Here is a 22,019-nt window from a genome sequence, read left to right on the forward strand (position 1 = left end):
GGGGTTCGAGGCAGGAGCCTGGGTATACGCCGGAGTACTTCCTGACAAGCCGCTTGAGCCCGCCAGAGCAAACTTCCAGATGGAATACATCAACATAGGATGCCAGTACGGACCGTTCTTTCGGGCGTTCAATCCCGGCGATCCTGTCGACCAGAATCGCATGGAAGTCCAGTTGCACGAAGTGGCGCACCTTCGAAATACGGCTCACGCGAAGGATCAGAAGGTTGAACTGGCGGCTACGGTCGCGGACCCCCAGCTCTTCGATCAGCAAACTGCTTACGGCGCGAGTGCGGCACGCGTGCTGGCTGAATTCACACCCAACCGGGCATTGGCGAATGCCGAGAACATTGCATTTTTTATCGAGAGCGCGAAGGATGAAATCTGACCATTGGATGATGAACGGTATCCGGTCCGCCGCCCTTATTGCGGGTTTCGTGGCGACGTTGGCATGTTTCGCCTCACCCGCATCTACGACTCAAACTACGGATAGTTCCATGACAGACAAACAGACTTCAGGTCAAAGTGCCAACCAGACGGGTGTCGTGCCTGATGAACGGGTTAGCTGGGTCAAGAATCCGCTGATTACACAGATCAGGTGGGCGAGAGTGAACATTGACCCCGACTATCTGGAAATCAGGTATTACGTGATGTACATAAATCCGGGTGACAAAGACGTCAAAACAACAGGTCGGCCCACGCCGAGCGGTCCGGTCATGAGGCTTTATTCCGAGGGAAAGGAGATTCAGCCGGCACAGTCAAAAAAATTGGATGTTGAGCCGTATATGGCCGCTCCGCGAGACGCAGATATAGTGCGGTCTACTCATTTTATGAAGCCGCATGAGCGTTGGGATGGAGAAGTGGCGGATGAGTTCGTAATCATGAACAGCCAGTTCCTTCCCGGCACGCACATCTACGAGATCGTGTACTGGCAGACGCAACTGGACTGGATCGATGTCCGGAAAGTTCTCGAAGGCACCGACGCGCAGGGCAAAGGCCGGATGATGTATCCGATCACCGACAACGCACCGTCGAACCGTCTGTATTTCAAGGTCTATGTGCCGACCGATGAAGAAGCCAGAAACGGGCGCCACATGGAATTCCTTGGGGAAGTGGATGCCCGCACCCAGCTTCTTCCTGCCATGCCTTACGCGCGGCCCGGTGACTACGCACCCGCATCCGGCTACTGGTCGGCGACAGGCGAAAGCATCGAGCGTTTGGGCGGGTATCACGAAGTGTTCGTGAAGGACGGTGATTCGCTACCAAATCTGCCAGGCGACAGGGGTGTAGACCCTTTCGGCTTCAGGTGGAAGTACATGGGCGAACACAGTCAGACCGTAGGGAAATAGCGTCGCGTCGCCTCGAAGCAACCTGCGCTCAGCCAAGGTTGCGTTTGCTGGTAGACCAGCTCCCACGGCGGAAAGTTGGTCGGCAGCATACGCTACGATGCACCGGCTCGCGCCATCCAGCGCAGCGCGTTGAACATTTCGCGCTGTTCGTATCGGCGCTGCGGTGCGTCTTCGTTCATCAAGGTGAGGTAAGGAGCGGCGAAGCTCCATTCCTCGTCCGAAACATCCGTCGGGTATGGCTTGCATTCTCTCATCCCGCCAGGTTGCCAGGTCTGACCGGAAGTGCCTGACACGCTCTAGCAGCCATCGCGCGATTGTCGCTTTCATATTCATCGAAGAATTAGTTGGTTTGCCCACGCAAACCCGTCTCGTATCGTTTCGCCAGTTTTAAACAAATACAACATCGAAACGGGAATCTGAAAATGAAACGACTTTCTCTCCTCGCCTTGCCCGCGGGCCTTCTGCTCGCTACCGGCGCTCAGGCGCAAAGCAGCGTCACGCTGTACGGCATCGTCGACGCCGGTATTGCCTATGTGCACAACGCACAAGGCGCGAATGGCCAGAATCAATCGACGCTCGTGAAGTTCAACAGCGGCAACATGTCCGGCAGCCGCTGGGGCCTCAAGGGCACCGAAGATCTGGGCGGCGGACTGGCCGCGGTGTTCCAGCTCGAGAACGGCTTTAACGTCGGCACCGGTGCGCTGGGGCAAGGCAGCCGCGAATTCGGGCGCAAGGCGGTGGTCGGCCTCTCGAGCGGTACGTGGGGCGCGGTCACGCTGGGACGTCAATACGACCCGGTCGTCGATCTGGTTCAAGGCCTGACTGAAGACAACTACTTCGGTGGCGTGTTCGCTTCGCCCGGCGACCTCGACAACTACGACAACAGTCTGCGTGTGAGCAACTCGGTCAAGTACGTGAGTCCGCTGTTCGCCGGCTTCCAGGTCGAAGCACTGTATGGCGTGGGCGGCGTGGCCGGTGCAACCGGCAGCGGCCAGACGTACAGCTTCGGCGCGGCCTATGCGAATGGACCGCTGTCGCTCGGCGCAGCCTATTTCTACGCGAACGGCGGCAACACCACCACGGCGAATGTGCGCACGTGGACCAGCAGTTCCGATTCGCTGTTCAACACGGTGATCAACTCGGGTTTTGCGAGCGCGAAGTCGATTCAGATCGTGCGGGTCGGCGGACAGTATGTGATTGGCGCGGCCACCCTCGGCGCGGCTTACTCGAACACGCAGTACGCAAACGATGCGTTCTCCGCGTTCCACGACACGGCCAAGTTCAACAACGGTTCGGTGTTCTTCAACTATCAGATCACCCCAGCCTTGCGCACCGGTGTGGGTTACAACTACACGTCGCTCACCGGTCCGAGCTCGGCGCACTACAACCAGGTCAACCTCGGTGCGGATTACGCGCTGTCGAAACGCACCGAACTGTACGCGCTGGCCGCCTACCAGAAGGCGAGCGGCAATACGCTGAACGCGAGCGGCAAGGTGGTGAGCGCGCAAGCCTCGATCGGCAGTTATGGCGTGAATTCAGGGACGAACAGCCAGGAATTGGCGGTGGTGGGCATCCGTCACAAGTTCTGATGTCTGTATGATCGAGCCGGTTGCCTTGCTGGGGGCCGGCTTTCCGAAGGCCTTCCGACGCTCTTCCCGATGCCTTCAAAAAGCGCAAAGGTGAGGACATTCGGGAGGCGGTGCACAATCGCGATACGTGAGCCGCGCCCCATCACTCCGCCTCACCCTCCAGCAATTCCGACGACGACTCCCGCAAGCATTCGCTGAACAGATCCGCCGCCGGCGCCGCGGTATCCGCGCGCCACACCAGCACGACTTCGCCCAGCGGTTCGAGCGGGGCGAGCGGCAATACGCGCATGCGTCCACGGCTCACGTGATGCCGCGCGACCGACAGCGGCAGGATCGACACGAAGTCGCCGCCGATCAGCAGCGACAGATTCAATGTCAACGAACTCGATTCAACCGCGCCGCGATCGAGCGGAATGCCGTGCTCCGCTAACGCCTCCGCCAGCGTCGCGAAAGCGGGGGAACCGCGCAGCGGCGTAATCCAGCGCGCCGGGCGCAGATCGTTCCAGCTCACCGGCATGTCCACCTTGCCGAGCGGATGGCTCGCCCCCACGACGAACACGAACGGCTCGCGATGCAATGTCTGCTGGCTCAACAAGCCCGGGTTGCCGGTGATGCGGTTGCGGCCGAGCGCGAGATCGAGCTCGCCTTCGTCGAGCATCTTGATCAGCTTGTCGAGCGTTGCTTCCACGAACGACAGTGTCGCTGACGGCGCGCGCCGCATGAACAGTTCGACCGCATGCGCGATCAGCGGCTGCGGAATCGTGACCACTGCGCCGAGGCGCACGTGACCCGCCGTGCCGGTGGTCAGCGCGCTGACGTCGCGGCGCGCGAGTTCAATGTGCCGCAGAATTTCGCGGCCACGCGCGGCCATCACTTTACCGATGCTGGTCAACTCGACCGCATTGCCGACCCGTCGCGCGACCGGCACGCCGAGCGCCTCCTCGATTTCGCCGATCTGTTTCGAAATGGCCGGCTGTGTCACGTGGAAGGCGGCCGCGACTCGCGTCACCTGGCCAAGCTCCGCAAGGCTCACCAGGATGCGCAGATGCGGCAGCTTCAGGCCGCTGCGAAAGAAGCGGTCGATTGCGTCGTTTTCGGTGGTTGCCATCAGTGTTGACTCGATACACATAACTGAACAGTAATGACCTGCGCCGAAACGGTGATTTGCCGTACGGCGCTCAATCCGGCTAATCTTCAATATCGGCAGGACGGTAAGGCGTGAAGCGGGTGGGTCGAGGATAGCAGTTACGCTTCGATCGCATGACTCAGGGTATAACCGGAGCCGCTCCATGCGCCGCATCGCCGCGACCACAGCGCGCATTCAAGCGCGCGGAAGGAGACAAGTATGAGCACCCCTCTATACGGCGGCGCCGAGCGGCGCACTGTGCCTGATGAACCGTCGGAACCGGTGGAATCCGCTGAACGCGCGGCGTTGTATCGAAAGCTCGCCTGGCGCATCGTGCCGTTTCTGTTTCTCGCCTTCATCGTCGCGTATATCGATCGCGTGAATGTGAGCTTCGCCAAATTGCAGATGCTCACCGATCTCTCGTTGAGCGAGACCGTGTACGGCGCGGGCGCCGGCATCTTCTTTCTCGGTTATTTCATTTTCGAGGTGCCGAGCAACCTCATCTTGCATCGCGTCGGCGCACGCGTCTGGATCGCGCGGATCATGGTCACGTGGTCGATCGTCTCCTGTCTGACGATGTTCGCGAGCGGCGCGACCTCGTTCTATGTGCTGCGTTTTCTGCTCGGCGTGGCCGAAGCGGGCTTCTTTCCAGGCATCGTGCTGTATCTGTCGACGTGGTTTCCGTCGAACCGGCGCTCGCAGATCATTGCGCTGTTCATGGCGGCGATTCCCGTGTCCGGCGCGATCGGCGGTCCGGTGTCGGGCTGGATCATGCAGCAGCTGGCAGGCGTGCACGGGCTCGCCGGCTGGAAGTGGCTGTTTCTGATTGAGGGGATCGCCTCGTTGGTCGTGGGCGTTGCGGCGTTCTTTGTCTTGCACGACCGCATCGAGTCGGTGAGCTGGCTGAACAAAGACGAAAAAGCGTTGCTCGCACACGACCTCGAAGCCGATGCGCAGACTCGCGCGCATCAAACGGTACGCGGCGCGTTCACTAATCCAAAGGTGTGGCTGCTCGGCCTGCTGTATTTCTGCATCGCGATGGGCAATTACGGACTCGTCTTCTGGCTGCCGACAATGATCCGCGCAAGCGGGGTGGTGAGCGTGGCGAATATCGGTTTGTTGTCGGCGGTGCCGTCGCTGATCAGCGCAATCGCGATGATTCTGATCGCACGTCACGCCGACAAGCACGACGAACGGCGCAAGCACGTCGCAGTGTGCGCCGTGCTGGGAGCCGCCGGCATGCTGGCCTCGGTGCTGCTCGGTCAACACGTATGGCTTTCCATGGCGGCGCTGGTGGTCGCGGCGATCGGCATCAATTCGATTGCGCCGGTGTTCTGGGGCATCCCGACCGCGCTGATGGGCGGCGTGGGCGCGGCGGCGGCCATCGCGGTGATCAACTGCACCGGCAATCTGGCGGGCTTCGTGAGCCCGTACGTGATCGGCTTCCTGAAAGACGCGACCGGCACCTTGCTGCCCGGCATGATCGTGCTCGCCTGCGCGTTGGTGCTGGCCGCGGTGATTGTGATGGCCATGCCGGCTACGCGCAAAAATTCAGCATGAGGAGAGCAGGATGACGCAGCAGGTTTGTATGGTCACCGGAGCGGCCACGGGTATCGGCGCGGCCACTGCGTTGCGCTTTGCGAGCGCCGGTTGGGCGGTGGCGATCGGCAACTTCGACGACAGCACGCGTGAAGCGGCGCTGGCTGTCGAAGCGCAATGCCGGCAACTCGGCGCCGAGACGCTGGTGTTCGATGCCGATGTCGGTTCCGACGCCGCGTGTGTGCAAGCGGTCGATGCGGTGACCTCGACGTGGCAGCGCATCGACGCGCTCGTCAACTGTGCCGGTACGACGCGATTTATTCCGCACGGCGATCTGGCCGCCATCGACGAGATGGAATTCGAGCGCGTGTATCGCGTGAACCTGATCGGCATGTTTCAGATGACGCGCGCCGCGGTACCCGTACTGCGCGATTCGTCGACAGCTTCGCATAGCACGGCGGTGATCAATATTTCGTCGCTGGCCTCGCTGAACGGCACGGGATCTTCGATTGCTTACGCGGCCTCGAAGGGCGCGGTCAATACGCTGACGCTCTCGCTTGCGCGCAATCTCGCCCCGCGCATTCGCGTGAATGCGCTTGCGCCCGGCATGGTGGACGATGGCCTGCCGCGTCGCGTGCTCGGCGAAGAAGCGTACGCGAAGATCGTCGACAGCATGACGAAGGTCGCGCCGCTCAAGCGCGTGTCGCAGCCCGGCGAGATCGCCGACCTCGCGTGGTTCATCGTTGCGCATGCGCCTTCAATGACCGGCCAGGTGATCGCCGCCGAGAACGGCATGCTGCTGAACGGCTGAACGGCTGAACGGCTGAACGGCTGAACGCATAGCAGACGCACACGTACAGGAAAAACCATGAGCAATCTCCACAAACACCGTTCGCGCACCGTCACCGAAGGCATCACGCGCACACCGCATCGCGCGTTCCTCCGGGCGACCGGCATGGACGACGCCGCGATCGAAAAGCCCTTCGTCGCGATTGTCGATACGTTCGGCGAAAACACGCCGTGTTCGATGTCGCTCGCAGCCGTTTCTGACAACGTGCGCCTCGGCGTCGCGGCGGGCGGCGGTGTGCCGATTCGAGGCTCGGCGATTTCAGTGTCGGACGGCACCTCGATGAATCATTCGGGCATGCGCTTTAGCCTCGTGTCGCGCGAGATCATCGCGGACAGCGTCGAGGTGTTCGTGCGCGCGCATTGCTACGACGCGTTCGTCGGCGTGGCGGGTTGCGACAAGACGTTGCCCGGCATTCTGATGGGCATGGTGCGGGTGAACGTGCCGGGCGTGTTTCTGTTCGGTGGCGCGATGCTGCCGGGCATCGCACCGGACGGCACACAAGCGACGATCCTGACCGCGATCGAAGCCGTCGGCGCGGCGCAACGCGGCGACATGTCGCTCGAAACTTTGCGCGGCATCGAGAAGCGTTGCACGCCAGGTGCGGGCTCTTGTCCCGGGCAATTCACCGCGAATACGATGGCGATGGTCGCCGAAACGCTGGGTCTCGCGCCGCTCGGTTCAGCGATGGTGCCTGCCGTCTACAGCGAGCGTATTGCGATTGCCCGGCGTGCCGGCGAAACGGTGATGAACACGCTGAAAAACGGCGGTCCGCTGCCGCGCGATCTGGTTACGCGCAAGAGCCTGGAGAATGCGTGCGCCGCGGTGGCCGCGACCGGCGGCTCGACCAACGCCGCGCTGCACATTCCGGCGATCGCGCATGAAGCCGGCATCCGCTTTACGTTGGACGATGTGTCCGAGGTGCTCGCCCGCACGCCGTTGATTGGCGATTTGCAGCCGGGCGGCAAGTACCTCGCATTAGATCTGTATCACGTCGGCGGCGTGCCCGCCGTGCTGAACGCGCTGCTCGCGGGCGGTTATCTGCATGGCGATACGCTGACGCAAACCGGCGAAACGCTCGAAACCGCCTTGAAGGCGTTTGCGGGTCCTGATGGACGCGTTGTTCGTCCGCATAACGAGCCGCTCAGCGAGAACGCCGGGCTGGTCGTGTTGCGCGGCAATCTCGCGCCGGATGGCGCGTGCCTGAAGACGGCGGGATTGAAGTCGCTGGTATTCAGCGGGACTGCGCGCGTGTTCGAAACCGAAGAGGCGTGCATGTCGGTCGTATCGAAGCGCACCTATCAGGAAGGCGACGTCCTCGTGATCCGCAACGAAGGGCCGAAGGGCGGCCCGGGCATGCGCGAGATGCTCAGCGTGACGGCGGCGATCTACGGTCAAGGAATGGGCGAGAAAGTCGCGTTGCTGACCGATGGTCGTTTCTCGGGCGCGACGCGTGGCATGTGCATCGGCTACGTCGGACCGGAAGCGGCGGCCGGCGGCCCGATTCGTTTGCTAAGAGACGGCGATCGGATTCATATCGACGCGCACAAAGGCACGCTCGACGTCGAATTGAGCGATGAGGAACTCGCGCGGCGCGGCAAGGAAGTGGTGCCGTTCACGCGTGGCCGTCTGGGCGGCGTGCTGGAGAAATACGAAGCGCTGGTGCGGCCGGCGAATCTCGGTGCGGTGACGCATTCGGGCGCGGTGGACTGGCCGTATGAGGCTTCGATCGGTGAGGATGAGGCATGAGCGCCGGCGTCGTGCAAGATGTGGCGCGAGTGGGATTCTGCGGTATCGGCAAGATGGGTGGCCCGATGGCATTGCGGCTGATCGCGGCCGGGCATGCAGTCAGGGTGTGGAATCGGTCGCCGGGGAAGATGGCGGAATTGACGACACAGAGTGCCGTTATCAGTGCGTCGCCCGCGCAGTTGGCCGAGGCCAGCGATGCCGTGATGTTGTGTCTCGGCGACGCTCAGGCGGTTGAAGACGTCGTCTTCGGTGCGCAAGGACTCGCGCACGCATCAACCGCACCGCGTTTTCTAATCGACCATTCGACGATCACACCCGCCGAAACCCGGCGCTTCGCCCGGCGTTGGCACGAACTGACGGGCGGCGCGTGGATCGATGCGCCCGTGTCCGGTGGTACAGCAGGCGCAGCCGCGGGCACGCTTGCGATCATGTGCGGCGGCAGCACGCACGATATTGCCGCGATCGAACCGTTGTTGCGCGCCTATGCCTCGCGCGTCACACGCATGGGCGCCACTGGCGCCGGACAAGCGACCAAGCTCGCGAACCAGGCGATTGTCGTGACGACGATCGCGGGCATTGCCGAAGCTTGTGTCCTAGCTCAACGCGCCGGCATCGACGCGGCGTCGATGCCGGCCGCCTTGCAAGGCGGTTGGGCCGATTCGGTGTTACTGCAAACCTTGATGCCACGGATGCTGACACCGCCGTCGAGTCCATCAGGCACGATCAAAACGATGCTGAAGGATCTCGATGCTGCGGCGGAGTTGGCGCGCGAAGCTAACGCGCCGTTGCGCGCCGTCGGCGAAGTGCGCAGGATTTTGCAGGAAGCCGTGGCGCGGGAACTCGGTGATGAAGATATCTCACAGATCGTTCAGGTTCTGCTCGATCAGCGAGTGACGCAGTTGTGAGTAAGCGGTGGACACAGAGCGACGAGCACGGAGCACGGAGCACGGAGCACGGAGCACGGAGCACGGAGCAACGGGCACTGAGCGCTACGCGCGAGCGCCGCTCGCACCCCCTCTTACCTGGGTATGCAGATTACTCAGACCCATCCAAAGGTGAGGGTTTGCGGGAGTAGCCTGTTCTGGACCCTCGGTGCCGCGCCCAGCATGCCTTTGCGGCCTGTCCCCGAACGCTGGAGGTGAGCGTTTTCGGGAGTCGCCTGATGTGCGCTTCGCGCCTGGCCTCGACCGCTCCGCGTTAAAGGTGAGACTTTTCGGGACCCGACGCGCGCGTCGTACAGCGACTATGCGAGCCGTCCAATACCACCTTCCCTATTGAAGGCATTGCGCCTCTACACCGGTTGATCGACATCGATCTTCCTGAGCCGCGCTATTTGCAGAGGGTATTTGCGTGCCGCACGATGAGATTAGAGGCCGAGCGCGACGCAGTGGTTATCGCGCCCGGCACGTGACGATCGGCATGTCAGCCGAAAGGTGAGGTTTTACGGGAGCCTGAAGCTTGCCGCATCAGCCTTGCTTCGCGACCTCGCGAATATCGGCCACGGGCGTTTGCCCGAATGCATCGCTGAAGGCGTAGTCGAGCAGTTGGGTCGCGCATTGTTCGGGCGTCGACAACTGGCCGTTACGCTTGAGGTCTTCGAATCTTTCGCGCATCGGAAATTGCTCGATGCCGCTGCCGCGAATTTCCGCCTGCATGTTCGTATCGATCACGCCCGGCGCGAGGCTGCAAATACGCAGCGCGCGATTCGCGTCGAGTGCCACCGCGCGTGCGTGATGATCGAGCGCGGCTTTGGTCGCGCAGTAGATGCTCCAGCCGGGATACGCATTGCGTGCCGCGCCGCTGGAAATATGCACGATGCGCCGGTCGGTTGCGTCGACGCTGGCTGCGGTCACGGCGGCCGCCAGCATCAGCGGTGTTGCCACGTTCAGGCTGACGGCGGTTGCGATGTCTGCGGCGGCCTGGCCTTCGATCGGACCGATCGGCTGCACCATGCCCGCGTTGTTGATCAACAGGACGCTCTGCGCGCCGCTGACGAAGCCGCGTAATGCATCGGTTGCGACCCACTGCGCGACGCGGGCAGGGTCGGCAAGTTCGAGTTCGATTTCTTCGAGCAGGGCCGGGAAACGGTCTTTCAGCGTGGCGTGACGCGAGCGGGACAAACCCAGCACCGCGACGCCACGGGCCAGCAGTTGTTCAGCAAGAGACGCACCGAGGCCGCGATTATGGCCGGTGACGATCGCGCGGATCGGAGAAGAAGAGGTCATATTGTTTACTTGGGATCGTTGGCTGACGAGGCCGCTATTTTCTCACGCAATGTTTACGGCTTGCAGCGAGGCGGTTTTTCGAGCCGCATTCAGCCAGAGCGGAAGCGTTCCCGATACTGCATCGGCGTCGCGCCGATCCGCCTCGAGAAGACAATGCGCATCCGGTCGGCGGTGCCGAAGCCGCAATCGTAAGCAATCGCCTTGAGCGCCGCGCCACTGCTTTCGAGCAACTTGCGGGCCGCATCCACGCGAGCGCGCTCGACGAATTCGTGGGGCGTCACGTTCGTCTCCTGCACGAACACGCGCGCGAAATTCCGTGCGCTCATTCCCGCGACGTCGGCGAGTTGCTTCACCGTAAAACTCTCGCGAATCCGCTCCATCACGTGTGCCTGAACTTTGGCAACCGGCGAGGTTTCGTCGGCCGGTGCCGTGAGATAGGGGCTGAACTGCGATTGCCCGCCCTGGCGCTGTGCGAACACGACGAGGCGCTTGGCGACAGCCAGCGCCGTGTGCGGTCCGTGATCCTCCGCTACGAGCGAAAGCGACAGATCAATGCCCGCCGTGACGCCGGCTGAAGTTACGAGCTTGCCGTCACGCAGATAGATGCGGTCGAAATCGACGCACGCTTGCGGAAATTGCGCGGCGAGTTGCGCTGCATGCTGCCAGTGCGTGGTGACATTGCGCGCGTCGAGCAGTCCGGCGTGGCCGAGCGCGAAAGCACCGGTACAGATCGAGCCATAGCGTTCGCATTGCGTGGCCGCGTTGCTCAGCCAATCCAGCAACCGTGGATCGGACGCGTTGCCGTCGGGCAGCGCGGGTCCGCCGGCGACCAACGCCAGGTTGAAAGGGCGGCGCATCTGCTCGAAGGTGGCGTCGGCGATGAGCGCCATGCCGTTGGACGCGCGCAACGGACCGGGCTCCGCGCTGACCAGCGCGACCTCATAGCGCTCTTGCGGCGCGACGAACCGATTGGCTTCGGAGAATACATCGACGGGACCGGCGACATCGAGCGCCTGTACGCCGGGAAAGATCGCGATCGCGACGGTAGGCATCGAATGATTTCCTTTGATGATGGACGGAATCCGCAGGCCGCGCCAGTCGTCCTGGAAGGAATAGAGAATAGGGGTTAGGCCGGGCCCCGCACCTATTTTCGCACCAGGCGTCAAAATAGGCGCATTGCACAACCACGCGGCGCCTCGCCATGGTAATCAAAAACCTTCTACGAAGGCTCGACCTCACCACGCTTCAACTCTTCCTCGCCGTGTACGAAGAAGGCACGCTCACGCGGGCGGCGGAGCGTGAGGCGATTGCCGTATCCGCCGCGAGCAAACGTCTGCTCGAACTCGAACAGGCGGTCGGCGCCACGCTTTTCCAGCGCAACGCGCGCGGCATGACGCTGACGCCCGCCGGCGAAACGCTGCTGCATCACGCGCGCCGCGTGATGCGTGACATCGAAAACATCGGTATCGAACTGGCCGGCCATGCAAGCGGGGTACGCGGCTACGTGCGGATGATGGCCAACCTCTCGGCGATCGTCGAGTTTCTGCCGGAGGATTTGCGCGCTTTCCAGTTGCAGCACGAACGCGTCAAGCTCGATCTCGAAGAGCGGCCGAGCGGCGGCGTGGTGGAAGCCGTCGACGACAGCCTCGCCGACCTCGGCATCTGTTCCGGCGAGGCTGACACGCGCGATCTGCACGTTGCGCACTATCGGCACGATTCGCTGGTGCTGGTGATGCGCGACGACCACCCGCTGGCCGCGCGCGCCAGCATCATGTTCGCCGAAACCCTGGATGGCGATCACGTCGGCCTGCACGCGGCCAGTTCGATCAATGCCCGCACCCACATGGCCGCGCGCCAGGCCGGCAAGCCGTTGCGCTTGCGCATCCACGTGCCGGGTTTCGACGCGGTCTGCCGGATGGTGCAGGCCGGCATGGGCGTCGGTGTCTTGCCGCTCAAGGTGTATCAGCTCATGGGCCGCTCGCTTGGCCTCGTCGGCGTGCCGCTGGAAGACGAATGGTCCGAACGCAGCCTGGTGCTGGTAGTGCGCGATGTCGAGGCGCTGTCGCCGGTGAGCCGCCTGCTGTTCGACCACTTGGGTTCGATCGAAGCGTCCGAAGCCCCGCTGGCCGTCGCGGGCACCTGAGCGTTCGCCGTTCGCGAACGGTCGTTGGCGAATTGCGGTTGGACGCCGTTACAGTGCTGCTCCTAAGCTGTCTCTCAACACGAAACCAGCATCGGAGACAGCATTATGGGTGGACCCCTTCAGGGTATTCGCGTCATCGAGATCGGAACCCTCATCGCCGCGCCGTTTGCCGCGCGCCTCATGGCCGAGTTCGGCGCCGAAGTCATCAAGATCGAAGCCCCCGGCACCGGCGACCCCCTTCGCAAATGGCGCAAGCTGCACGAGGGCACCTCGCTCTGGTGGTATCTGCAGTCGCGTAACAAGAAATCCATCTGCGTGAACCTGAAATCGGCCGACGGGATCGACATCGTCAAACGGCTCGCCGCCGATGCCGACGTCGTGATCGAAAATCTCCGCCCCGGCGCGCTCGAAAAGCTCGGCCTCGGCTGGGACGTGCTGCACGCGATCAATCCCAAGCTGACGATGGTTCGCATCTCCGGCTACGGCCAGTCCGGCCCATATCGCGACCGGCCTGGCTTCGGCGCGATCGGTGAAGCGATGGGCGGCATCCGCTATACGACAGGCGAAGTGGACGGCGCACCGGCACGCGTCGGTGTCAGTCTCGGTGATTCACTTGCTTCGCTGCATGGCGTGATTGGTGCGCTGATGTCGCTGCTGCGCGTGAAGACGGGACAAGGCGAAGGCCAGGTGGTCGATGTCTCGCTGGTCGAAAGCGTGTTCAACCTGATGGAAAGCCTGGTGCCCGAATACGACCTGCTCGGTCATGTGCGCGAGCGCAGCGGCGGCGCGTTGCCCGGCATCGCGCCGTCGAACACCTATCCGACCGAAGACGACGGCTATGTCGTGATCGCCGGCAACAGCGATCCGATCTTCAAGCGGCTGATGCATGTAATTGGCCGCGCCGATCTCGCCGACGATCCCGCGTTGGCCCACAACGACGGCCGCGCGAAGCAATGCGCACTGCTCGATCAGGCGATCGCCGCATGGACTTCGCACCATTGCACCGACGACGTACTCGCCGCGCTCGAACGCGCTGAAGTGCCGGCAGGGCGCATCTATTCCGTGGCCGACATCGTCGCCGATCCGCACTACCAGGCGCGCGACATGTTGTTGCCAACGCAACTGCCTGGCGGCGCCTCGGTGAAGATGCCGGGCATCGTGCCGAAGCTGTCGGACACGCCGGGCGAAGTGCGCTGGCAAGGTCCCACGCTGGGTGAGCACACCGGCAGCGTGCTGAGCGGACTCGGATTCGCCAACGAAGATATCGAGCGGCTGCGCCGCGAGGGAGCCGTGCAATGAAAGCGAGCGACACGAATCTCGACAAGCTGATCGTGCAGGAAGTCGCGCCGCGCGACGGCTTGCAGATCGAACCCACCTGGGTCGAAACCGCCGACAAGATCGCGTTGATCAACGCGCTTTCCACGGCAGGCTTCGCACGCATCGAGGCGGGCTCGTTCGTCTCGCCGAAAGCGATTCCGGCGTTGCGCGACGGCGAAGCCGTGTTCCAGCAGATCGAGCGCCATCCGGGCGTGATCTACGTTGCGCTGATTCCGAATCTGAAGGGCGCCGAACGCGCGCTGGCCTCGCGTGCCGACGAACTGAATCTGGTGATGTCGGCGAGCCAGACGCACAACCGCGCCAATATGCGGATGAGTTGCGAGGCGTCGCTGGCGGCGTTCGGCGATATCGTGCGGCACGTCAAGGATTCGGGCGTGTTGCTGAATGCCTCGGTGGCTACCGCATTCGGTTGTCCATTCGAAGGCAAGATCGTCGAAGACCGCGTGATCGGCATTGTCGATACGTATCGCGAGATGGGCATACAGGGCATCACGTTAGCCGATACGACCGGTATGGCGAATCCACGCCAGGTGTCGCGGCTAGTCACGCGCGTGCTTGAACGACTGCCGGCTTCCGCGCTCACGCTGCACTTTCACAACACACGCGGTCTGGGTCTTGCCAACGTGCTGGCCGCCTACGAAGCCGGTGCGCGCCGCTTCGACTCCGCGTTGGGTGGCCTTGGCGGTTGCCCGTTCGCGCCAGGTGCCTCCGGCAACATCTGCACGGAAGACCTCGTGAATATGTGTGACGAAATCGGCATCCCGACGGCGATCGACCTGGAAAAGTTGCTCGCGTTGTCGCGGGGATTGCCTGCGCTGCTCGGCCATGACGTGCCCGGGCAACTCGCGAAGGCCGGCCGTAACTGCGACCTGCATCCCGTGCCCGAATACGTTCTGCAGATCTGACATTTCCCCTAACTGATTACACGACCGGACGGCATCGCCGAACCCGGCATTGGAGACAAGCATGAGTGACCTTGGCGCAATCGCAAGCGGCGGCCGTGAGTACAGCGCGGACGACGCCGTGGCAATCATCCGCAAAGTAGCGTGGCGGCTCATGCCGCTGATCATGGTCTGCTACCTGTTCGCGTTTTTCGACCGCATCAATATCAGCTTCGCGAAGTTCCAGTTGCAAAGCGACCTCGGGCTCTCCGATACCGCCTATGGTCTCGGCGCGAGTCTCTTCGTGATCGGCTATGTGTTGTTCGAGGTACCGAGCAATCTGTTTCTGTACAAGGTCGGCGCGCGTCGCTGGATTGCACGGATCATGATTTCATGGGGCCTCGCGACGGCGGCGATGGTGTTCGTCAACAACGAGTGGCAGTTCTATGGACTGCGCTTTGTGATCGGCGCGATGGAAGCGGGCTTTGCGCCGGGCGTGCTGTATTACCTGACACTCTGGTTTCCGCCGAGCTATCGCGGACGCATTACGTCGATGCTGTTTCTGGCGTCGGCATTCTCCGGTTTGGTCGGCGCACCGCTCGCGGGGCTGGTGATCGGGCATATGAACGGCGTGCTCGGCATGCCGGGCTGGCACTGGTTGTTCCTGCTTGGCGGCCTGCCGTGCGTTTTTCTCGGCTATCTCGTGTTGAAGCTGCTGAAGGATCGAATCGAGGACGCGGGGTGGTTGACGTCGAAGGAGAAGTCTTTTCTGTCGACGCAGATTGCTCAGCAAAGCCGGCATCCTGGCACGGGGCATTCGTTGCTTGGCGCAATCAGGACGCCCGGATTCCTGACCTTGGGCCTGGTGTACTTCCTGATTCAGGTGGCATCGTACGGCTTGAATTTCTGGGCTCCGCATTTGATTCGCGTCGCGGGCACGAACAATCCGACGGTGATTGGTTTGCTGACGGCGGTGCCTTATGTGTGCGGTGCGATCTGCATGGTCGTGGTGGGGCGGCTGTCTGACGCGAGCGGCGAGCGGCGCAAGTTTGTTTGCGGATTGCTCGTGATGGCGGCGGTTGGATTCTTTGCCGCGGGCTTCTTCGACAAGCAGACTACGTTGCTGGTTGTCGCGTTGGCGGTGATGGGCGCTGGGGTGGTTGCTTCGATTCCGGCGTTCTGGGCACTCCCGCCGAAGTTGGTCACGGGCGCGGGCGCAGCAGGCGGGATTGCGTTGATCAACACGCTCGGCCAGCTTGGCGGGATTGTCAGCCCGGTGATGGTCGGTCGGGTGAAAGATCTGACTGGCAGTACGACGCCCGCGTTGTACGTGATCGGCGCGATGAGCCTGGTTTGCGCGTTGATCGTGTTGTACGGGTTGCCTGATTCGCTACGGCAAAAGGATGCCGCGCTTTGATGGCGGCAGTGGCATGGACGAAAGCGCCGCCGCCGAGCCGCCGAGCGACATGACCGTCAGCCTCTGCTATGCAGCGCTGTGATCTCCTGCAAATCCGGATCGTGGGGTGTGGTTCTATGGGGTTGGCCTTTCCTTGATCTGGCTTTTTGGCCTTTCCTTGATTTGTTATTGGTCTATTAGCGTCGCCCCTGTGCGGGGCGGGCACTTACTTCTCTTTGCCGCCGCAAAGAGAAGTAAGCAAGAGAAAGCGGCTCAAACCGCCAATTCTTAAGCGGGTCCCCCGCACAGCCGCGGTAGTGGTCCATCTGGAATCCGTGCTCTCGCACATTCGGCGTTAGTGACTAGGCCGTCATCAGTTCCCACTCCGCACTGCGTGCGTCGCGGATGGGTATGCATGGGAAACCAGGAGCTTCGTTTGGGCGTAGTGGGGGCCATCGGCTTCGCCTCGGCCAAGCGCCTCCGCACTCTTCGGCAAACCCCCGCTTCGATTGAAATATCGAGGTGTTGCACTCGCACTCGCACTCGCACTCGCACTCGCGCCCAAAGCCAAAGCCAAAGCCAAAGCCAAAGCCAGCGCTAAAATTGAAGTCAAAACAAATCAGCCGAAGTCTCAGCTAGAGCTAGAGCTAGAGCTAGAGCTAGAGCTAGAGCTAGAGCTAGAGCGCGGCTAGGCTAGAGCGGCAATGGCAATGGCAATGGCAATGGCAATGGCAATGGCAATGATGCGCGAGGATACTAGGCGGAATGCGAGAGGCAAAACGAAGTGGGTGGTTTTAAGAGGAGCTCTTCGGCGCGCGCGGCGCCGCCGGAAGAATGACGGCTTTGTCACTGAGGCGGAATGTGCGAGAACACAGATTCCAGATGGACCACTACCGTGACTGTGCGGGGGACCCGCTTAAGAATTAGCGGTTTGAGCCGCTTTCTCTTGCTTACTTCTCTTTGCGGCGGCAAAGAGAAGTAAGTGCCCGCCCCGCACAGGGGCGACGCTAATAGACCGATAAGAAAACAAGGAAAGGCCAACGCCGTAGGCAACCAGACAATAAGCGCCGAGTAGGCAACCAGCTCAAGGAAAGGCCAACGCCGTAGGCAACCAGACAATAAGCGCCGAGCAGGCAACCAGCTCAAGGAAAGGCCAACACCGTAGGCAACCAGACAATAAGCGCCGAGCAGGCAACCAGCTCAAGGAAAGGCCAACGCCGTAGGCAACCAGACAATAAGCGCCGAGCAGGCAACCAGCTCAAGGAAAGGCCAACGCCGCAGGCAAACAGACAACAAGCGCCGCAAAGGCAAAAAAAACCCTTTAAACCTTCAGCGGCGAAGCCGCCACTTCCTCCCTCGACTGCACCTGCAAAACCGCATCCCGTTTATCCAGCAAATGCTGCCGAAGAATCGCACTTAACCTCTTCCCATCCCGCGCCTCGAGCGCCTTCAACATCTCATCATGATCATGAATCGCACTATCCCACTTCGGGACCTGAAAATTCGACCGAAACCTCAACGCCTGCAGGCGTCGATTAACCGCCATATAAGTCTGCCGCAGTGCTGAATTCCTCGCCGCTTCATTGATCTTGTCGTGAATCGCCTGGTTACGGCTGTAATACCCCGCCAGATCATTCTGCGTCCGGCACGCCAGCATCGCGTAATGCAATGCCTTGATCTCGGCAAGCTCGGCCGCCGTCATCCGCTGCGCCGCCAGTTCGCCGGAAAACGCTTCAAGACCACTCATCAATTCGAAAGTCTCGCGCAACTCCGCTTCCGACATCTTCGACACCGACGCGCCTCGATTCGGCGAAATCTCGATCAGCCCTTCCGCAGCCAGCACCTTTAACGCCTCCCGCAACGGCGTGCGCGAAATCCCCAGCGTCTCGCACAACTCGCGCTCGTTCAGCTTCTTGCCCGGCTCGAGCACCCCCTCGACGATAAAGCGGCGAATGTGCTCCACCACCGTGTCGTGCAAGCGCTGACGCTCAACCTTCGGCATCAGAGGGGAAGTAGTTACACCCATGTCGAAATTCGAATTTTGCATACAAAAGCCCTCAACCTCGTGTAATGGGATTTTATCGGAAGCATACAGATTAGTTAAGAGCGCGGGTAAACACTGGTGCCATCGGGCAAATTTCGCCTTGGGATCGTCGCCGATCCTCTGATATAGTTTTTTTGCATGCAAAATTCAATCGGAGGAGCCAAATGCTCAAGCTAGACTTTCATCCCGCTGGCCGTCACTTCCTGCAGATCCCGGGTCCGAGCCCGGTGCCCGATCGCATTCTTCGGGCGATGAGCTACCCGACCATCGATCACCGTGGCCCGGAATTCGGCGAACTTGGTCTGAAGGTGCTCGAAGGCATCAAGAAGATCTTCAAGACGCAGCAGCCGGTGGTGATCTATCCAGCCTCCGGCACCGGTGCGTGGGAAGCGGCGCTGTCGAACACGCTGAGCCCTGGCGACAACGTGCTGATGTTCGAAACCGGCCACTTCGCGACGCTGTGGAAAAAGATGGCGGAAAGCCTCGGGCTGAAGCCCGAGTTCCTCGGCCTGCCCGGCATCGAAGGCTGGCGGCGTGGGGTTCAGCCGCAAATGATCGAGGAGCGCCTGCGTGCCGACACCCAGCATGCGATCAAGGCGGTGTGCGTCGTCCATAACGAAACCTCGACGGGGGTCACGTCGGATATTGCCGCCGTGCGCCGCGCGATCGACGCCGCGGGTCATCCGGCGCTGCTGCTGGTCGACACGATCTCGGGCCTCGCCTGCGCCGACTACCGCCATGACGAATGGGGCGTGGACGTCACCGTGTCGGGCTCGCAAAAAGGCTTGATGCTGCCGCCGGGCATCAGCTTCAACGCCATCTCGCCGAAGGCGTTCGCCGCCAGCAAGCAGGCCAAGCTGCCGCGCAGCTTCTGGGACTGGGCCGACATCGTCGAGATGAACAAGACCGGCTACTGGCCGTACACGCCGAACACGAACCTGCTGTACGGGCTCAACGAGGCGCTGGAAATGATTCTCGGCGAAGGGCTCGACAACGTGTTTGCCCGTCACGCGCGTCTCGCCGAAGCCACCCGCCGTGCGGTGCGTGCCTGGGGCCTGGAGATCCAGTGCGCGGATCCCGCGGTGTATAGCCCGGTGCTGACCGGCGTGATGACGCCGGAGGGCATCGATGCCGACGCGGTGCGCAAGGTCATCTACGAACGCTTCGACATGTCGCTCGGCACCGGCCTCGGCAAGATGAAAGGACGCATGTTCCGCATCGGCCATCTCGGCGATTGCAACGACCTGATGCTGCTGGCAACACTCGCCGGTTGCGAAATGGGTCTGCGCCTCGCGGGTGTGCCGCTCAAGGAAAGCGGGTTGCCTGCCGCCATGGAGTGGTTGAGCCAGCCGAAGCAGGCCTCGGGGCTGAAAGCAGCGGCTTAAGCACCTGGGCGCGTGGTGCGTCACCGCACCGGCAACTGCAACTGCAACTGCAACTGCAACTGCCGGCGCTATGCCGCACTTCAATGCAGTCGCGGAGCGGCGCCGCGCGCATCAGTGCGTCAGCGCATCCGCACCACAGGCGACAAGCAACAGCTCATCTCGCACCCAAGGAAGGCGGGAAGTACTTCCCTCACGAAGCCGCGCATAGAACGCGGCCCATGAACACCATGCAAGGGTCCCGCAGCGTACCTCGCTGACGGGCGACGACGCAGCACGCCATTCCAGGCGCGCCGTCGATAGACTGCAACGGAGAGAGACGATGAAGCGGTTTCGTATAAGCAGTGCGACCAGTATCGTTCTAGTGATGCTAAGCATCATGTACTTCATCACTTACCTCGACCGCGTCAACGTCAGTACCGCGGCCGCCGGATTTGGCAAGGAGTTCGGACTCTCGCATACGGAAGTGGGCCTGGTGTTTTCGGCCTTCGCCTATCCGTATCTGATTTTTCAGATCATCGGTGGCTGGGTCAGCGATCGTTTCGGTGCGAAACGCACGCTGATTTTCTGCGGCGCCATCTGGGGCGTCGCGACTTTGCTGACCGGCCTTGCCGGCGGCCTGGCGTCGTTGCTGGCCGCGCGCGTGCTGCTTGGTTTCGGCGAAGGCGCCACGTTTCCCGCTGCCACTTCCGCGATGGCGCGCTGGGTCGCGAAAGAAAAGCGGGGTTTCGCGCAGGGCATCACGCATGCGGCATCGCGTATCGGCAATGCGGTGGCGCCGACTTTGATCGTGCTGGTGATGGCGACCTGGGGCTGGCGCGAATCGTTCTATATCTGCGGCGTGTTCAGCCTGCTGTGGGTGGCGGTGTGGTCGTTCACGTTCACCGAACATCCGAAAGATCATCCGCGTATCACGAGCGAAGAACTCGAGGTTCTGCCCGCGCCGAAGCCCAAAGTGGCCGCTGTGCCGTGGGGCAAACTGTTTCGCCGCATGTGGCCGGTCACGATCGTGTACTTCTGCTACGGCTGGACCTTGTGGCTGTTTCTCAGCTGGATTCCGCAGTACTTCCTTCATAGCTACCACCTGCAACTGCAAAAGTCGGCGATCTTCGCGTCGGTCGTGTTTTTTGCCGGAGTACTTGGCGACACGCTCGGCGGCGTCCTGACCGATTGGATCTTCACGCGCACCCGCAGCCTGAAGCGTGCTCGTAGCTGGATGGTGTCGGTGTGCATGCTGTTCTGTCTGCTCTCGCTCATTCCGTTGATGTTCACGCACAGCCTGTATCTGTCGATGGCGTGTCTCGCGTCGGGTTTCTTCTTCGCCGAAATGACGATCGGTCCGATGTGGGCGATCCCGATGGACATCGCGCCGGAATACTCGGGCACCGCGAGCGGCATGATGAACACCGGCTCGGCATTGGCCGCGATCATTTCGCCGGTGGCCGGCGGGTTTCTGATCGACTACTTCGGTAGCTGGGAGTTGCCGTTCGCCGGCAGCATGCTGTTGATGGCGATCGGCGTGGTACTCGCGCTTCGCATGCAGCCGGAAAGCAAATTCGAATTTAATGCGGCCGACAAAGCACACGTTACGACGGGTGCGGGCGCATAAACGCAATGCGTTATCCCCTCACTACGCTTTTAAAGAAATGACGACACTATTGAGTCAACGTCTCGCCGATGCACGCCGCCAGCACCTGACGCTCGATGCATTGCCGCCCGGGCAAACACCCGCTGACGGCGCTGCCGCCTACGCGATCCAGCACGATGTCCTGCGCATACTTGACGCGCCGATCGGCGGCTGGAAGATCGGCGCGAAGTCGGATAGCGGGCCGATCCAGGGCGCGCCGTTGCCCGCGAGTGATTTACATGCGGACGGCGCACGGCTACCGCGCGAAGCTTTTGCGCCGTTGGGGCTCGAACTGGAGATCGCATTCCGCTTTGGCCGCCGCTTCGAGCCCTCCGCCACCCCTTATAGCGAAGCAGAAGTGCGCGCGGGCATTGGCTCGATTGGCGCGGCCATCGAGATCGTGGCGAGCCGTTACGCCGGGTGGCCCAACGTCGACAAGCTCGCTCAACTCGCGGATTTGCAGAATCACGGCGCGCTGATCGTGGGCGAATTTACGCCGTATCACGAGGACTTTCCTTGTGTGGCTCCGCAACTGCGTTTCTGCTTCGACGGAGAGGACGTGGTCAAGGCGACGCCCGCCAACCCGGCCGGCGATCCGCGACGCCTGCTGACATGGCTCGTCAATCACGCCACCTCGCGCGGTATCGCGGTTACGCCGGAGATGGTCGTCACCACCGGTTCGTACACCGGTATGTTTTTTCCGCAGAGCGCGGGCACGGCAAGCGGGCACATTGAAGGGCTCGCGCCGCTCAGCCTGACGCTGTACTAGCCCGCTTTCTTATAGGCC

General features: G+C 61.9%; 18 protein-coding genes and 1 pseudogene. 14 read left to right on the forward strand and 5 right to left on the reverse strand.

Annotated elements, in window-relative coordinates:
- Positions 1-385, forward strand: a 385-nt coding sequence (locus PQR53_RS28705) for a hypothetical protein (protein WP_408461648.1), incomplete at its 5' end; no start/stop codon positions are given.
- A gap of 109 nt (positions 386-494) precedes the next feature.
- Entirely contained in the window at positions 495-1,346 is an 852-nt protein-coding gene (locus PQR53_RS28710) for a hypothetical protein (protein WP_408461651.1), read from the forward strand.
- Between the two features lie 8 nt (positions 1,347-1,354).
- On the opposite strand, the pseudogene PQR53_RS28715 reads toward PQR53_RS28710, so the two are convergent.
- Positions 1,355-1,600, reverse strand: a pseudogene (locus PQR53_RS28715) (transposase); the annotation flags it as partial.
- A gap of 168 nt (positions 1,601-1,768) precedes the next feature.
- Here PQR53_RS28715 and PQR53_RS28720 point away from each other — a divergent pair.
- The gene (locus PQR53_RS28720) at positions 1,769-2,935 is read left to right on the forward strand and encodes a porin (protein ID WP_408461654.1); all 1,167 of its coding nucleotides are present in this window, start codon (positions 1,769-1,771) and stop codon (positions 2,933-2,935) included.
- A 142-nt stretch (positions 2,936-3,077) separates the two neighbouring features.
- On the opposite strand, the gene PQR53_RS28725 is transcribed toward PQR53_RS28720, so the two are convergent.
- On the reverse strand, positions 3,078-4,043 hold the full coding sequence (locus PQR53_RS28725) for a LysR family transcriptional regulator (protein ID WP_408461657.1): 966 nt from the start codon (positions 4,041-4,043) through the stop codon (positions 3,078-3,080).
- A 237-nt stretch (positions 4,044-4,280) separates the two neighbouring features.
- Between PQR53_RS28725 and PQR53_RS28730 the strand changes: the two genes are divergently transcribed.
- From PQR53_RS28730 to PQR53_RS28745, 4 genes are read left to right on the forward strand one after another with little or no spacing between them, the layout of a single operon-like run.
- A complete protein-coding gene (locus PQR53_RS28730; RefSeq protein ID WP_408461660.1) occupies positions 4,281-5,621 on the forward strand; it encodes an MFS transporter in 1,341 nt (446 codons plus the stop codon).
- A gap of 10 nt (positions 5,622-5,631) precedes the next feature.
- On the forward strand, positions 5,632-6,411 hold the full coding sequence (locus tag PQR53_RS28735; protein WP_408461663.1) for an SDR family NAD(P)-dependent oxidoreductase: 780 nt from the start codon (positions 5,632-5,634) through the stop codon (positions 6,409-6,411).
- A gap of 57 nt (positions 6,412-6,468) precedes the next feature.
- Entirely contained in the window at positions 6,469-8,196 is a 1,728-nt protein-coding gene (gene ilvD / locus PQR53_RS28740; protein WP_408461666.1) for a dihydroxy-acid dehydratase, read from the forward strand.
- On the forward strand, positions 8,193-9,101 hold the full coding sequence (locus tag PQR53_RS28745) for an NAD(P)-dependent oxidoreductase (RefSeq protein ID WP_408461669.1): 909 nt from the start codon (positions 8,193-8,195) through the stop codon (positions 9,099-9,101). Before ilvD ends, PQR53_RS28745 begins: the two co-directional genes overlap by 4 nt.
- A gap of 561 nt (positions 9,102-9,662) precedes the next feature.
- On the opposite strand, the gene PQR53_RS28750 is transcribed toward PQR53_RS28745, so the two are convergent.
- The gene (locus tag PQR53_RS28750; RefSeq protein WP_408461672.1) at positions 9,663-10,421 is read right to left on the reverse strand and encodes an SDR family oxidoreductase; all 759 of its coding nucleotides are present in this window, start codon (positions 10,419-10,421) and stop codon (positions 9,663-9,665) included.
- An 89-nt stretch (positions 10,422-10,510) separates the two neighbouring features.
- A complete protein-coding gene (locus PQR53_RS28755) occupies positions 10,511-11,473 on the reverse strand; it encodes a GlxA family transcriptional regulator (protein ID WP_408461675.1) in 963 nt (320 codons plus the stop codon).
- A gap of 149 nt (positions 11,474-11,622) precedes the next feature.
- Between PQR53_RS28755 and PQR53_RS28760 the strand changes: the two genes are divergently transcribed.
- From PQR53_RS28760 to PQR53_RS28775, 4 genes are all read left to right on the forward strand, one after another.
- The gene (locus tag PQR53_RS28760; protein WP_408461678.1) at positions 11,623-12,564 is read left to right on the forward strand and encodes a LysR family transcriptional regulator; all 942 of its coding nucleotides are present in this window, start codon (positions 11,623-11,625) and stop codon (positions 12,562-12,564) included.
- A gap of 105 nt (positions 12,565-12,669) precedes the next feature.
- On the forward strand, positions 12,670-13,863 hold the full coding sequence (locus PQR53_RS28765) for a CaiB/BaiF CoA transferase family protein (protein WP_408461681.1): 1,194 nt from the start codon (positions 12,670-12,672) through the stop codon (positions 13,861-13,863).
- Entirely contained in the window at positions 13,860-14,807 is a 948-nt protein-coding gene (locus PQR53_RS28770; RefSeq protein WP_408461684.1) for a hydroxymethylglutaryl-CoA lyase, read from the forward strand. Before PQR53_RS28765 ends, PQR53_RS28770 begins: the two co-directional genes overlap by 4 nt.
- Before the next feature lie 61 nt (positions 14,808-14,868).
- Positions 14,869-16,200 (forward strand): MFS transporter, encoded by a 1,332-nt coding sequence (locus tag PQR53_RS28775; protein WP_408461687.1) that lies wholly within the window; start codon positions 14,869-14,871, stop codon positions 16,198-16,200.
- A gap of 1,300 nt (positions 16,201-17,500) precedes the next feature.
- On the opposite strand, the gene PQR53_RS28780 is transcribed toward PQR53_RS28775, so the two are convergent.
- Positions 17,501-18,226 (reverse strand): GntR family transcriptional regulator, encoded by a 726-nt coding sequence (locus tag PQR53_RS28780; RefSeq protein ID WP_408461866.1) that lies wholly within the window; start codon positions 18,224-18,226, stop codon positions 17,501-17,503.
- 161 nt (positions 18,227-18,387) lie between these two features.
- Between PQR53_RS28780 and PQR53_RS28785 the strand changes: the two genes are divergently transcribed.
- From PQR53_RS28785 to PQR53_RS28795, 3 genes are all read left to right on the forward strand, one after another.
- Positions 18,388-19,608, forward strand: a complete 1,221-nt coding sequence (locus tag PQR53_RS28785) for a pyridoxal-phosphate-dependent aminotransferase family protein (protein WP_408461690.1) — start codon at positions 18,388-18,390, stop codon at positions 19,606-19,608.
- Positions 19,609-19,927: 319 nt separating this feature from the next.
- Positions 19,928-21,214, forward strand: coding sequence for an MFS transporter (locus tag PQR53_RS28790; protein ID WP_408461693.1), 1,287 nt, complete (start codon positions 19,928-19,930; stop codon positions 21,212-21,214).
- A 37-nt stretch (positions 21,215-21,251) separates the two neighbouring features.
- Positions 21,252-22,001 (forward strand): 2-keto-4-pentenoate hydratase, encoded by a 750-nt coding sequence (locus tag PQR53_RS28795; protein WP_408461696.1) that lies wholly within the window; start codon positions 21,252-21,254, stop codon positions 21,999-22,001.
- Positions 22,002-22,019 lie beyond the last annotated feature (18 nt).

Origin of the sequence: Paraburkholderia fungorum, from assembly GCF_046027605.1 — a bacterium.
In the GTDB taxonomy this organism is placed as follows: Bacteria; Pseudomonadota; Gammaproteobacteria; order Burkholderiales; family Burkholderiaceae; genus Paraburkholderia; species Paraburkholderia fungorum_F.

Coding starts and splice junctions, on each gene's coding strand:
- PQR53_RS28710 (WP_408461651.1), top strand. CDS start 495: ATGACAGACAAACAGACTTCAGGTCAAAGTGCCAACCAGACGGGTGTC.
- PQR53_RS28720 (WP_408461654.1), top strand. CDS start 1,769: ATGAAACGACTTTCTCTCCTCGCCTTGCCCGCGGGCCTTCTGCTCGCT.
- PQR53_RS28725 (WP_408461657.1), bottom strand. CDS start 4,043: ATGGCAACCACCGAAAACGACGCAATCGACCGCTTCTTTCGCAGCGGC.
- PQR53_RS28730 (WP_408461660.1), top strand. CDS start 4,281: ATGAGCACCCCTCTATACGGCGGCGCCGAGCGGCGCACTGTGCCTGAT.
- PQR53_RS28735 (WP_408461663.1), top strand. CDS start 5,632: ATGACGCAGCAGGTTTGTATGGTCACCGGAGCGGCCACGGGTATCGGC.
- ilvD (WP_408461666.1), top strand. CDS start 6,469: ATGAGCAATCTCCACAAACACCGTTCGCGCACCGTCACCGAAGGCATC.
- PQR53_RS28745 (WP_408461669.1), top strand. CDS start 8,193: ATGAGCGCCGGCGTCGTGCAAGATGTGGCGCGAGTGGGATTCTGCGGT.
- PQR53_RS28750 (WP_408461672.1), bottom strand. CDS start 10,421: ATGACCTCTTCTTCTCCGATCCGCGCGATCGTCACCGGCCATAATCGC.
- PQR53_RS28755 (WP_408461675.1), bottom strand. CDS start 11,473: ATGCCTACCGTCGCGATCGCGATCTTTCCCGGCGTACAGGCGCTCGAT.
- PQR53_RS28760 (WP_408461678.1), top strand. CDS start 11,623: ATGGTAATCAAAAACCTTCTACGAAGGCTCGACCTCACCACGCTTCAA.
- PQR53_RS28765 (WP_408461681.1), top strand. CDS start 12,670: ATGGGTGGACCCCTTCAGGGTATTCGCGTCATCGAGATCGGAACCCTC.
- PQR53_RS28770 (WP_408461684.1), top strand. CDS start 13,860: ATGAAAGCGAGCGACACGAATCTCGACAAGCTGATCGTGCAGGAAGTC.
- PQR53_RS28775 (WP_408461687.1), top strand. CDS start 14,869: ATGAGTGACCTTGGCGCAATCGCAAGCGGCGGCCGTGAGTACAGCGCG.
- PQR53_RS28780 (WP_408461866.1), bottom strand. CDS start 18,226: ATGCAAAATTCGAATTTCGACATGGGTGTAACTACTTCCCCTCTGATG.
- PQR53_RS28785 (WP_408461690.1), top strand. CDS start 18,388: ATGCTCAAGCTAGACTTTCATCCCGCTGGCCGTCACTTCCTGCAGATC.
- PQR53_RS28790 (WP_408461693.1), top strand. CDS start 19,928: ATGAAGCGGTTTCGTATAAGCAGTGCGACCAGTATCGTTCTAGTGATG.
- PQR53_RS28795 (WP_408461696.1), top strand. CDS start 21,252: ATGACGACACTATTGAGTCAACGTCTCGCCGATGCACGCCGCCAGCAC.